The 11,543-nt window shown below is 47.0% G+C and carries 14 protein-coding genes and 1 pseudogene; 12 read left to right on the top strand and 3 right to left on the bottom strand.

Annotated elements, in window-relative coordinates:
- Positions 1-251: hypothetical protein (locus tag B7L72_RS18725; RefSeq protein WP_081194705.1), on the bottom strand; the 251-nt coding region annotated here is incomplete at its 3' end.
- A gap of 295 nt (positions 252-546) precedes the next feature.
- Here B7L72_RS18725 and B7L72_RS12460 point away from each other — a divergent pair.
- Positions 547-1,014, top strand: coding sequence for a toll/interleukin-1 receptor domain-containing protein (locus tag B7L72_RS12460; protein WP_081194703.1), 468 nt, complete (start codon positions 547-549; stop codon positions 1,012-1,014).
- Here B7L72_RS12460 and B7L72_RS12455 read toward each other — a convergent pair.
- On the bottom strand, positions 998-1,903 hold the full coding sequence (locus tag B7L72_RS12455) for a LysR family transcriptional regulator (protein ID WP_254893813.1): 906 nt from the start codon (positions 1,901-1,903) through the stop codon (positions 998-1,000). The two genes, B7L72_RS12460 and B7L72_RS12455, sit on opposite strands and share 17 nt — an antisense overlap.
- Before the next feature lie 105 nt (positions 1,904-2,008).
- On the opposite strand from B7L72_RS12455, the gene B7L72_RS12450 reads away from it, so the two are divergent.
- The 11 genes from B7L72_RS12450 to B7L72_RS12400 are packed head-to-tail and all read left to right on the top strand — an operon-like array spanning position 2,009 to position 10,747.
- Positions 2,009-3,103 carry an ABC transporter substrate-binding protein gene (locus B7L72_RS12450; protein WP_081194698.1) on the top strand — a complete coding sequence of 365 codons (1,095 nt, stop codon included), beginning with the start codon at positions 2,009-2,011 and terminating at the stop codon, positions 3,101-3,103.
- Entirely contained in the window at positions 3,100-4,158 is a 1,059-nt protein-coding gene (locus tag B7L72_RS12445; protein ID WP_081194696.1) for a FecCD family ABC transporter permease, read from the top strand. The genes B7L72_RS12450 and B7L72_RS12445 overlap by 4 nt, the downstream gene beginning before the upstream one ends.
- A gap of 2 nt (positions 4,159-4,160) precedes the next feature.
- On the top strand, positions 4,161-4,985 hold the full coding sequence (locus tag B7L72_RS12440) for an ABC transporter ATP-binding protein (protein WP_016239116.1): 825 nt from the start codon (positions 4,161-4,163) through the stop codon (positions 4,983-4,985).
- Positions 4,978-5,493 carry a hypothetical protein gene (locus tag B7L72_RS12435; RefSeq protein WP_019282989.1) on the top strand — a complete coding sequence of 172 codons (516 nt, stop codon included), beginning with the start codon at positions 4,978-4,980 and terminating at the stop codon, positions 5,491-5,493. Before B7L72_RS12440 ends, B7L72_RS12435 begins: the two co-directional genes overlap by 8 nt.
- Before the next feature lie 12 nt (positions 5,494-5,505).
- Positions 5,506-5,931: a phosphonate C-P lyase system protein PhnG gene (gene phnG, locus B7L72_RS12430; RefSeq protein WP_081194694.1), complete on the top strand. Its 426-nt coding sequence runs from the start codon at positions 5,506-5,508 to the stop codon at positions 5,929-5,931.
- Between the two features lie 4 nt (positions 5,932-5,935).
- Complete coding sequence (gene phnH, locus B7L72_RS12425) at positions 5,936-6,493, top strand: phosphonate C-P lyase system protein PhnH (RefSeq protein ID WP_048766753.1); 558 nt, start codon at positions 5,936-5,938, stop codon at positions 6,491-6,493.
- Entirely contained in the window at positions 6,493-7,506 is a 1,014-nt protein-coding gene (locus B7L72_RS12420; RefSeq protein WP_016239120.1) for a carbon-phosphorus lyase complex subunit PhnI, read from the top strand. The genes phnH and B7L72_RS12420 overlap by 1 nt, the downstream gene beginning before the upstream one ends.
- Positions 7,503-8,315 (top strand): alpha-D-ribose 1-methylphosphonate 5-phosphate C-P-lyase PhnJ, encoded by an 813-nt coding sequence (locus B7L72_RS12415; RefSeq protein WP_048766754.1) that lies wholly within the window; start codon positions 7,503-7,505, stop codon positions 8,313-8,315. The genes B7L72_RS12420 and B7L72_RS12415 overlap by 4 nt, the downstream gene beginning before the upstream one ends.
- Positions 8,308-9,072 (top strand): ATP-binding cassette domain-containing protein, encoded by a 765-nt coding sequence (locus tag B7L72_RS12410; protein ID WP_016239122.1) that lies wholly within the window; start codon positions 8,308-8,310, stop codon positions 9,070-9,072. Before B7L72_RS12415 ends, B7L72_RS12410 begins: the two co-directional genes overlap by 8 nt.
- On the top strand, positions 9,072-9,686 hold the full coding sequence (locus B7L72_RS12405) for an ATP-binding cassette domain-containing protein (RefSeq protein ID WP_016239123.1): 615 nt from the start codon (positions 9,072-9,074) through the stop codon (positions 9,684-9,686). Before B7L72_RS12410 ends, B7L72_RS12405 begins: the two co-directional genes overlap by 1 nt.
- A 38-nt stretch (positions 9,687-9,724) precedes the next feature.
- On the top strand, positions 9,725-10,747 hold the full coding sequence (locus tag B7L72_RS12400) for a porin (protein WP_081194690.1): 1,023 nt from the start codon (positions 9,725-9,727) through the stop codon (positions 10,745-10,747).
- A gap of 261 nt (positions 10,748-11,008) precedes the next feature.
- Here B7L72_RS12400 and B7L72_RS12395 read toward each other — a convergent pair.
- Positions 11,009-11,245, bottom strand: a pseudogene (locus tag B7L72_RS12395) (TRAP transporter large permease subunit); the annotation flags it as partial.
- Positions 11,246-11,543: the final 298 nt, after the last annotated feature.

Raw genomic sequence — 11,543 nt, 5'->3', positions numbered from 1 at the left:
TCTATCCCAACCTCCTCACTGAATAAATTTTGTATACGTCGCTCCTGTTTTAGGTACGCAACTGTGCCAAAAAAGCAACTCTCACAGAGATGTAGTTCGTAGCGCTCGCCATCGTGCTTAGCCCCGTATCCCCAATGAGCTTGGAGCGTCGCAAATTCAAGCCCAACATTCGCTACCCGAGTGGAGCATAGGCATACATCGCACATCACATCGGTGACGGAATCGATTTCCACCTTTTCAATAATTTTCATTTTGATTCTCCTACATTATTCAATCATCTATCTCCCAGGCCCAATAATCTGAAGAATTGAATGATCCGGTTACACCATTGGCTGCCACTAGATCATGATGGAACCCCAATGAGGGTGGTAGTCGCTATTTCGTACAGCACCCGGTTAGGCCTAACAGGATTCACTAAGCCTTTCATCGCCGCCTATTACGCTGAACGCTTCCGCTATCAGAATACGCTCAGAAACGGCTTGCGAATGAATGAAAATAATGACACTTTCCCTTGAAACACTAAGAAATAGTAGGGAATGGTAACGTATGGCAATTTACCAATATGAGCTCAGCAATGCTTCATTTCGTAAGCAACAACGGGTTTTTTCATCACCAAGCATCGGTCGACCGACTGCTTTCTTGAGCCATAGTCACAAAGATAACCAGCAAGCATTAGGCCTTCAGCAAATGCTCATTGAACAAGGGTGGGATATCTACATCGATTGGCAAGACCAAAAGATGCCGGAACGCCCTGATGCAGAAACCGCGAGGCGAATCAAGAATGCCATTGTGCATGCCAATTGGTTCCTTTTCCTGGCTACTGAGAACTCCATGTCATCACGATGGTGCCCTTGGGAGATTGGTTACGCTGATGGAAAGAAGAATCTCAATAACATCGTCATCGTTCCTACCGTCGACTCATCAGGTCGTCATCATGGCAATGAATATTTACAGCTTTATTCCCGTATCGACACCACACCAAACGGAGCATTAGCCCTTACCATGCTTCACTAAAAGCCTGAGAAATTTGACTCCCCATCATGTATGAGTGACGCCAAAAGCAACCTAATTCACGCTCTGCCGATAAAGCGGGAGGAAGCTCCATCACTGCTAAATGATCCGGTAAATGTACATCTCTTACCCAGCCATACGGCAATAATGCATGACCATAACCTGCGGCAACTAAAGCCATTCGATGCTCAACACCAAGGCCATATGCACGAGTCAAGCCGGAGCTTAATAATTTACTTAAGCCTTCAGTAATTAGCGATGGAACAAAATCATCCTCGCTAAGTGGTAGTAATCCAGGCTCACAGAGCATAAGAGGATGGAGTTCAGGCTGAAGTTTATCGGCTCGCACTAGTAAGACAAAGTGTTCCTTGAATAAGCTTGTATATGCCATCCCCTCAGGAACCGACTGTGCTGCACTAATTAGCAAATCAATTTCACGGTTCTGTAAACGCCGTAACAGACCTTGATGCTTGCCACTAACCAACTCGACTTTAGTTTTACCTGAACGGTGAGCACAAATCTGGATAATCCGTAACAAGTTATCCGGTGCCAGTGAGGAAATCACTCCAATACGTAAGGTTTGCCCAAAGGGAAGAGCTAAGCCATCATCACGTAACCCCTCAAGCCGAGTCACGCCTTCTAAAATTACGGCGATTAAGTCTAAAACTTCCTTTCCAAAGGCAGTGGGTGTTATTTTACTCCCCCTTTCAAAAATGGGCTGTCCGAGAATTTCCTCTACTTTTTTTACTTGATAAGACAAGCCCGAGGTCGAAATACCCATGTCTATGGCCGCATAACGAAAACTACGTTTCATTGCGACGGCCTCAACTAAAAGCAAGTCACGCACAGACACTGCTGCTAGCTTGTTCGAAATTACTTCACGCACCGTCATAAACATTCGATTCCAATTGATGAAAAAAGCTTGCTATAATATTTTTAATCTATATGATAGCTATTCTCATTCTCAATATCAATCTCAATCTCAATTGGAAAAGTTATGACCTCAATACCCCGTTGCTTTGCCGTGCTAGTAGCGACAACTTTGTTATCAGGTAACTTGTCAGCGCAAGAATTTAACTTTACTGATGTAACCGGACAGGAAATTAAGTTAGAAGCCCCTCCTGGACGTATCATTACTCTGCCCAAACCAGCTGCAGCTACCTTCATCGCAATAGATGGTTCTACCGAGCTGTTAGTGGGTATGAATGAGGGCTCTAAACGAGCCTTTGAGAGCAGTATGATGAGCGTTATGTTTCCTGAAGCTGTTGATATCTCCAGTGACATTGTGTCGGAAAACGGTGGTTGGATGCCCAACGTAGAGGCCATCGCAGCACTTAAACCGGATTTAGTCATCCAGTGGGGTGAGCGCGGCGATGATATCGTAGCTCCACTTCGCAATGCAGGTTTGCCCGTTGCTCTAATGGTAGGCGGTGGCAATGCGGGTACAGAAGAGCTGGCCCGAGCCAATATGAAAATGGTGGCTGATATCACGGGTAATACTGAAAAACTGTCAAAGCTTATTGATTGGCGTGACCGTGTACAAAGTGAAATTACTACTGGTTTAAAACAAGTAGGCTCTCATGCAACACCAAGCATTTTGCATTTGCGCTCTGCCAATCCCAAGTTGACTGCTACTGGTGAGAAAAGTTATCAACAGACCTTCATCGAGCTGGTTGGCGCTAAAAATGTAGCTCAAGGAGTTGGCGTACGAAGCACTGTTAGCGTGGAACAGATTCTTGAATGGAACCCAGATATTATCTTACTTTCCGCAGCAGAGACGGATGCTGGATTAGAAGTGATATACGACGACCCATTACTTTCTCGCTTAAATGCTGCCGTACAAAAACGCGTTTATAAGACACCTCAAGGTGGATATATCTGGGATAGTGCTTCCCATGAAAGCCCCTACACATGGATGTGGCTGGCCAATCTTACTCATCCCGATATTTTCTCTTTTGACCTACGTCACGAATTAAAAGAAGGCTTCAAATTACTTTATAACTTTGACCTATCGGAAGAGCAGATAGATCGAATTCTGCGTATTGATATGAACGGCGACAGTCACGGTTATCAAGTGTTTCGTAAGCAATGAACACATATAAGCGATCGATTCACTCGTCCTCAGAAATGGTTGAGCCAGTTACCCTGAGCGCTTGGCGTGCTAGTCATTGGCTTCTTTTGTCCCTACTGCTTATAGCGACTGTGCTAATCGGGCTATCAGTAGGTCGATACAGCGTAGCGCTAGATGAGATTGTAGCCATCCTATATGCAGCCTTACGAGGTGATAACTCACAGCATATGGATGCGTTGGTGATCTTGAATGTACGCTTGCCGCGCATATTATTGGCAGGAGTATGTGGGGCTGGGCTTGCCATCTGCGGGGTAGCCTTACAAACCTTATTTCGTAACCCTCTCGTTTCACCTAAAGTGCTAGGTTTATCCTCAGGTTCAGCATTAGGAGGATCACTGGCAATTTTGGCTGGAGTAGGGGGGCCGCTACTGATGGGGGCTACGTTTGTATCAGCATTTGCTGCTCTGTTTTTAGTAGTGCTGATTTCAAATATGGCGGGTCGTACTTTGATGACTATTGTGCTTGCTGGAATTGTTATTGATGCTTTATTTGTAGCAGGTATTTCGTTAGTTCAATATGCCGCGGATCCAGAAACGAGTTTACCTGCCATCGTCTTTTGGCTGATGGGAAGCTTTGCAACGGCGAGTTGGGAAAAATTTGCACAAACTGCTCCTATACTCATTGCCAGCATTTACCTACTGAATAGAATGCGCTATCGCATTGCTGTACTCGCTATGGGTGACGACGAAGCTAAGTCGTTTGGCATCCATGTTGCACGCTCCCGGATGATCGTCTTCGCGTTGATTTCTATCATTATCGGCGCCTGCGTAACCGCATCGGGCGTAGTGGGGTGGGTAGGACTCGTAATCCCACACTTTGCTCGTATGTTAGTAGGCGAAGATCACCGCCGGCTCTATTTCACGAGTCTTATGCTGGGTGCCACTTTCATGATTTTGACTGATACGTTGGCTCGTAGTTTAACTGCTGCAGAGATTCCTTTAGGCGTACTCACAGCTCTAGTTGGCGCCCCCGTCTTTGTGTACTTACTATGCACTCGTCGACGTGAAAGGGCTTAATCATGCAAACCGTCTTTACCTCTCATCTCAGTTTAACTGGAGCGTGCGTACGTTTTAGTGAACGTGTGATTTTTCAGGATTTAAGTTTTAACGTACAAAAGGGCGAAACGTTGGCCATTTTGGGCCCAAACGGACGCGGTAAGACTACGTTGCTAAAAGCTCTATTAGGCTCACAACGTTTAGATCAAGGACAACGGCAGGTACCCCACCTCATCGGCTATGTACCTCAATACCAATACGGTAGTGAAAACCATTGTTGCCTCGATGTGGTACTCATGGCACGAGCCGCCTTGCTTCCCATGTTCAGCCTTCCTTCACAGCGGGATCGTAAGCTAGCTCTTGAAGCATTGGAAAAAGTAGGCGGAGGGCATTTTGCTTATCGTTTATATGGCTCTCTATCCGGCGGCGAGCGCCAATTAGTGTTGCTTGCTCGTGCTTTAGCTACTGGTGCTGAGGTACTCATACTTGATGAGCCGGCTTCAGCTTTAGATTTAGCTAATCAGGACTTATTGCTTAACGTCTTATTCGAGTTACGCCGAGTACGTAGCCATTCGGTCGTTTTTACCACTCACCATCCGCAACACGCTCTGCATCTCGCAGACAAAGTACTGCTGATGCACACCAACGATCAGATTAAATTTGGTCCAGCTGATGAGCTGTTAACCGAGTCTGAGTTATCCCGTTTATACAACGTCAGACTACGCCGTCTAATGGTGCAAACGGGAGAACATTTTCAAAGCACAATCTGCCCGGTTTTTGGAATACGTGAACCGGATCAAGATATGCCCATTTCTTATCCTCTAAACAAAGGTAAATACAATGAGTAACGATACAATCTCCTATCTGGAAAATGGACATGAATTTACAGTCCACTTTGATGAGTTATTAAAATACCACGGTGCCGGTTATCCGGGTGGTGTAGCCCACGGGCTAAAAGTTATGCAGCGAGCCTGGCCCTTGCTAGATAATGGTCGTTTGCCTGAACGACGTGAAATTCGCTGTGTCACAGCCTTTGGAGGCCCAGGGGGTAGAGATGCGATTGAGTTTGTTACCCGCGGTCTTACTGAGGGTCGCTACATTGTTGATAACTCAGTAGGGCTCGAAGAAGAAGAGTCCCCCGGTGGTCGTTATTACTTCCGTTTCGAGTACCGTGGCACCGCTGTTGAAATCACCATCCGTCCCGGACACGTACGCCCCGAGTTCATTCAGTTAGCACGCAAGAAAGACCGCTCACCAGAAGAAGAGATCATTTTGGCTGAAATGAAGCTCGAAATGGGAGAACGCTTGTTAGTCCAGCCCGCAGAAGATATTTACAACGCTACCGTATTATCGTAATAAGTCATAGCCATGAGTCAAGAACGTCAAACTTGGCTCGGGCTACTTGCCCGAGCTAACCGAGATTATCTGGAAAATATCTGGGCTACTTACAATCCGGGTGTGCCTATACAAAAACTCGCTGGCCCTGAAACGGGGTTGGTGCAGCTCAATACACAAGCTTGTAAGGCCTCAGTGTCATTTCAGTTTGGTGAGGCTTCTTGTACTCGCTGCGTAATCGCTATTGGGAAAATTCAAGGTTACGCAGTACATTTGGGCTCCGATCTACGCAAAGCGGAGTTAGCGGCCTATCTAGACGCCTTTCTACAAACGGCCCCCTCCCACCAACGTGAGCTGGTGCTGCACCCTATACGCCAACAGTTAGAGCTAAAAAAGGCTGAGAGGGAGCAGCTGACGGCTGCTACTTCTGTACGTTTCTACACCACACAAAAAACTTAGAATCATGAAAATACCTTTACGATCTGAGCACAGACATGACGATGAGTTACATCGGCAGACGCGTACTTATCGGCGACTACTGCATGCCTTTGGTTACCCAATGCGCATACAGCAACTAGAAGAGCGTGCTATTCATTGCATCGTTGACTGCCTTCTAGACAGCCAAACGACGGTAGCTATTGAGGTGGAAAATAAGGAATTAACAAGCCGTATTTTGAATACAGGCGCAACCTTGAGCCAAACTCCCGAATGGGTTTTTGCAGGTTCTCAACGGCATCACTTACAACATATTCCAGCAGGAAGCCGTGAGGCGCCTGAAAGTGGGGCAACCCTTGTCATGGAAATAGCCGCCATATCACCTACAAACGGGGGGCTTGCTATACGAGCCACCGGTGCAGGACTCAACAAACCACACACTTTATATTTTTCAGGGTTACATCAAAATGTAGTCATTGATCATATTGCTTTTCGTGCCGATTACCCGCGTGGAGTGGACCTACTACTATGCGCTGACACGCAGCTGGTTGTATTACCACGTCACTTAACTTTGGAGATCATTTAATGTACGTACCAGTAAAGGGTGGTGAACAAGCAATTGCTGCTTCCCGTATAGCCGTAGAACGGAGTCGCCGAGGCGACGACACAATCCCCGAGATTGAAATTAATCAAATCATGGCACAAATGTCGTTAGCTCTTGATCGGATCATGAGTGAGGGGGGCTTATACGATCGACGTTTTGCTGCTATTGCCTTTAAGCAAGCTCAGGGAGACATTGCCGAAGCGGTATTTCTCGTACGTGCTCATCGCGCGCAATTAGCCAATTTTGGCTCAAGCCAAAACATAGATCTAAAAACAATGCATTACAGTCGCCACATTTCCGCCACGCAAAAAGAGTTGGCTGGAGGGCAAATTTTAGGCGCCACTTACGACTACACCCACCGCTTACTGAATATGGATTTAGAACACTCTCGCCCTCAGTGCGAGTTACCTAAATCAGTGATAACAGCTCCCTCATCGCCCTCTAGCTCTGAGCCACTGTACGCAGATCTTATCCGCACCGAAATATCTAAAGCTCCGATAGACATTACGCGAACTGTTTTGCCTTCTTTACCTGATCCTTGCGAGCGTCTCGCTCATCTCGCTCGTGGCGAAGAAGGCTACTTAACTGGATTAGCTTACGAGAGTTTGCGTAAAGCCTCAACGAGTCATCCCTATGTAGCGCAATTAATGAGAGGGAGCGTTGAAATATTCGTAGAGCTGGAAGACCTCAATTTAACCGTATCCATTGGTGAGGTTGAGTTAACTGCCTGCACTACTGTGGCTCCAAATTTTAGCTCATCTCCACATTTAGAAGCGGGTTTTGGTATTGCTTTTGGAGCTAACGAGCGTAAAGCCGTCGCCATGGCAATCGTAGATCAGCACTTTAAAATTGAGGGTGCTACCAGTGATGCACTCATGCATACCGACGGAGTCGCTGCATCCGGCTATGTCAGCCATTTGAAATTACCTCATTACTCTGACTTTGATGCTGATTTAGCGCGTTTACGCCGAGTTCAGGCTAAGGAGGAAATATGAATTATGCCTACCTTGATCTACCGTCCAAACAAGAAATACGTCGTAAAACCCTAAAAGCACTCTGTCTACCTGGACGTCAAATACCTTTCTCAGCTCCTGAGCTACCCATTGCCTATGGTTGGGGGGTAGGAGGCATGGCTATTACCGCTGCCTTATTAGAACCGAATGACACGTTAAAAGTAGTCGATCATGGTTCGGATGATACCGTTAATGCCCTGAATATCGCGGATTTTTTTACTAAAACGGCAAACATATCAATTACGACAACAAGCTCAAAGGCTACTCTCATTCAAACGCGTCAGCGAGTCCCTGAAAGCCCGTTGCGGGAAGAGCAAATTGTGGTGTACCAAGTTCCTCGACCTGACCCTCTACGTGGATTTATTAATGATGCGGCCGAAGCACTGACACGGCACGCACATCATGATTACGGTGTCGTGTTAAGCGCTCTATTTGAAACATGGTTGCAACAAGATGAGGCGTGCTTAGGATACGACCACCCTGTGATTGTTAATGATGGGGTCTTAATGTCACCGTCGCCTATTCCTGCTATGGATAACCCCCGCATGGCGATGATGCCTGCTATTCAGATTTTTGGCGCCGCACGCGAGCGACGAATTTATGCATTGCCTGCCTATACACCCTTAGCAAACTTAGCTTTTGTTGACCTGCCTGCTAGCCTGAAAAAAGTCGATACAGCATGTTGTATCTGCGGCTCATCTATTCATTATTTGGATAATATTGGTACGTCAAACACCCCCCATTGGGTATGTTCCGACTCCGAAGCATGCAAGGAGCGCGCTCATGTTTAGCTTGCCAGATCCCGTGCTGACAGCACAGGCTATCTCACTTGAAATAGCTGGGCACCGTATTTTGTCGGATTGTCACCTCAAGCTTTATCCTTCCGAGGTTCTCGCTTTAGTCGGCCCCTCAGGTGCTGGAAAATCAAGTCTTCTGAATATACTTGCTGGACGACAGCTATCTAACAACTGTCAGGCTCTTTCCCTTTTAGGCCAGGATTTACTACGTACCAGTCTTTATCAAACTAACCTTTTACGTCGGCGGGCGTGTGGCTATGTGGCTCAGGATGCCAGCACAACCCTAAACCTGAGACAAAGTGCCGCCACTAATATCGTACGTCGTCTTTTTGATTTAGGTGACAACCGTGCGGTTGATGCACTCAAACAAGCACAAAAATGGGGCCAGCGACTTGGTTTATGTCCAGAACGATTACATGAGCCAGTGAAGAACTTTTCGGGAGGGATGCGCCAACGCGTACAAATCGCTGCGGCCATGATCCATCAGCCGAGCATTTTATTTTTAGATGAACCCACTGCTGGTCTCGACTCAGTCGCTCAAGCAGATTTTTTAGATGTGCTCTCTAATTTGAGAAACCAAACACAGACTGCCATGGTGTTTGTGACTCATGACTTACGTCTAGCTCGACTCATTGCTGATCGGGCCATCGTGATGGATCAAGGCCGCATCGTCAGCGAATCCATTATGGATCGTTTGCTTACTGAGCCTGAGCATCTCATCGCCCAAGCTCTTGTTAAGGCAATGATTTAATGAATAAACCAACTGTGATTTTGCAGTATGAAGGCAATGGCATACATCATGGGCCACTTCGCATAACGGCACAAACAGGGCAGATCGTACAGATCTGGGGAGCGTCAGGCTCAGGAAAATCGACTTTGCTCTCACGAATTTGGGGAAGTCGAAGCTTAGGAACGGCACACTTGTGCATACGAACCCACGATCAGCAGTTCACACCAAGCACAATGACACCCGCCCACTTTGCATTTCTACGCTCACGATTAATGTCGTACGTAGGGCAACATCCTACCGTACTACCTCGCGAAAAACTTGTGGATTGGTTTGCTCTAGTCCCCACAAAGACAGTACTCGACGGACTAAGACTGCTGGACCTCTCTCCTAGCTTACTCTCTCGCTATGCCTGTGATGTCTCTGGTGGTGAACTACAGCGTTTTATGTTGCTTCACGCTTATTTTTCTTCTCCTCCAATCTTACTTTTAGATGAGCCCTGTACAGGATTGGATCCAGAGCGTAGTCATCAGGTGAGCACGCTTTTATTACAGGCTAAAGCCGCTCAGAAACTGGTTATTTACACCAGTCATACGAGTGCCAGTTGGGTGGATCAGTCAATCTCTTTAGACGGTTAAACCGTCTACATTTAATTTAACCTGGAAAAGTACTCATAATGAAAAAAATCTCACGGCAGTGTAAAAACAAACTCAAAAAGATAAATCAGGGAGTAAACATGTTGTTGAACAACAAAAAATGCCATGGCATTTCTACATTGGCACTAGTAGCAGGTTTAGGGTTTTCAGGAACCACACAGGCATTCAATGTGTATGAAGACGGAGAAACTTACTTTGACCTATATGGCCGTATACACTTGACGTTAAACAACGATGACGGTAACAACTATATTAGTGAAGAAGGTTCACGCCTTGGCTTTAAAGCTGGACATAGGATAAATCCTAAGCTAGAGGGTTTTATAAGAGCCGAGTTTAGATTCACCGCTAATGATCGTGACGAGGCACGGCCTAACGTCATTGATGATATAAGGAACACATATGTAGGGCTACGATTTGAAGACGTCGGAGCCGTAAAGGTTGGTAACTTTGACTCCATCTATTATCAGAACATATCCAAGGTTATCAATGTAAGAAATACTGTGGATTGGCGAGCCTTGGCAAAAGGTGGTGCCCGCGCCCGTGGAAACTCTATCTCTTTTGAATCCCAAAGTTTCGATGGCTTCAGCCTGGGTGTCGCTGGAAAGCTCGATCCAGAAGATGAAGATGCAGGTGAAGAAGAAACACTTAACCTAATGGGATATGTAGCCTATGAAACAGGCCCGGTACGTTTTGCCGCTGGCTATGATGAAGCAGAAGGTGATGATGATGCTCTACTCGGGGCAAGCGTAACCTACAAAATATCTCCACAGCTAAGTGTCGGTGCGTTATTTGAAGAGCAGGGAGATATTCGTCATTATGGTATAGCACCCGTTTTTAGTTACTCAGAAGGCAAAATATACGGGAACGTCAGCTATATGGAAAATAGTGACATGAATTTGAGTGACGTCCAATACGTTGCGGGTGGCAGCTACCGGCTTAGTGATCCAATGTTTGTATATTTAGAATATGCTAGCAGTACAGATAGGGAGATCAATGCGATTGATAAGGATTGGTGGGCTTTAGGGGTTCGATACGATTTCTAAGTTTCACAGAGCCCATTAATACAGGTCTACACAGCACCCCGAAAGTTGAACTCCCATTTCGACCTTCGGGGTTTAAATCTCGATAGCCTCAAAAATCAAGCGCAACGCCGGTGGAGCTGGTGAAATTGATCCGCCGCATGTCGGGGTGGGCAATTAGATGGTGCACAGCCGGGTACTGCCCGGAAACCTTCATGATGAAGGTATTACCGCACACCACAGAGACATAGCGCTGGCTTGGGTACAGGCAAGCGTACTCACCAACTAGAGCAGAAACAGCGTGCTCAAAATGGGGAAGGCGATTAATAGCGCTAGTCGTATTAAGTCAGAAACCACAAAAGGCGCCACCCCTTTAAATATCTCCCCTAGCCCGACATGTGGCGCCATCGCTTTAATCACAAACACGTTCATCCCCACCGGCGGGGTCATTAGTCCCAGCTCAACGGTCAGTACGGTCAAAATACCGAACCACACCGGGTCGATGCCCATCGCCTGAATAATCCCTGATTCCGTGAAGCCAGCGCCGACACTTCCCCTATCACCGCCAGCGAGCATTTTCTGACCGCCGATTCCGTCTCAACCGCTGAACGCATACCGGGGAGGGCCAACCATGGCGACGCTGACCGACGAGAGCAGCCCATTTTGACAGGCATTTCTACCCGCCGGACACGCTGATACTGGCTGCCGATGACCGTCAGCTCTCTGCGTGGTGCCTTTGTCCGACAGACGATCAGCATGGCGTGCCTCGGGAATAGCGCAGGCGGCTTCGCAAGGTGTTCAACACCGTCATGCGTCCGAT

The organism is Halomonas sp. BC1, from assembly GCF_002078135.1.
Classification (GTDB): domain Bacteria; phylum Pseudomonadota; class Gammaproteobacteria; order Pseudomonadales; family Halomonadaceae; genus Vreelandella; species Vreelandella stevensii.
This window is presented reverse-complemented; position numbering and strand designations above follow the sequence as displayed.

Excerpts from the sequence above, each read along its gene's own strand:
- phnH (WP_048766753.1), top strand. The coding sequence starts at position 5,936 with ATGAAAATACCTTTACGATCTGAGCACAGACATGACGATGAGTTACAT.
- phnG (WP_081194694.1), top strand. The coding sequence starts at position 5,506 with ATGAGTCAAGAACGTCAAACTTGGCTCGGGCTACTTGCCCGAGCTAAC.
- B7L72_RS12455 (WP_254893813.1), bottom strand. The coding sequence starts at position 1,903 with ATGACGGTGCGTGAAGTAATTTCGAACAAGCTAGCAGCAGTGTCTGTG.
- B7L72_RS12445 (WP_081194696.1), top strand. The coding sequence starts at position 3,100 with ATGAACACATATAAGCGATCGATTCACTCGTCCTCAGAAATGGTTGAG.
- B7L72_RS12415 (WP_048766754.1), top strand. The coding sequence starts at position 7,503 with ATGAATTATGCCTACCTTGATCTACCGTCCAAACAAGAAATACGTCGT.
- B7L72_RS12410 (WP_016239122.1), top strand. The coding sequence starts at position 8,308 with ATGTTTAGCTTGCCAGATCCCGTGCTGACAGCACAGGCTATCTCACTT.
- B7L72_RS12405 (WP_016239123.1), top strand. The coding sequence starts at position 9,072 with ATGAATAAACCAACTGTGATTTTGCAGTATGAAGGCAATGGCATACAT.
- B7L72_RS12450 (WP_081194698.1), top strand. The coding sequence starts at position 2,009 with ATGACCTCAATACCCCGTTGCTTTGCCGTGCTAGTAGCGACAACTTTG.
- B7L72_RS12440 (WP_016239116.1), top strand. The coding sequence starts at position 4,161 with ATGCAAACCGTCTTTACCTCTCATCTCAGTTTAACTGGAGCGTGCGTA.
- B7L72_RS12460 (WP_081194703.1), top strand. The coding sequence starts at position 547 with ATGGCAATTTACCAATATGAGCTCAGCAATGCTTCATTTCGTAAGCAA.
- B7L72_RS12400 (WP_081194690.1), top strand. The coding sequence starts at position 9,725 with ATGAAAAAAATCTCACGGCAGTGTAAAAACAAACTCAAAAAGATAAAT.
- B7L72_RS12435 (WP_019282989.1), top strand. The coding sequence starts at position 4,978 with ATGAGTAACGATACAATCTCCTATCTGGAAAATGGACATGAATTTACA.
- B7L72_RS12420 (WP_016239120.1), top strand. The coding sequence starts at position 6,493 with ATGTACGTACCAGTAAAGGGTGGTGAACAAGCAATTGCTGCTTCCCGT.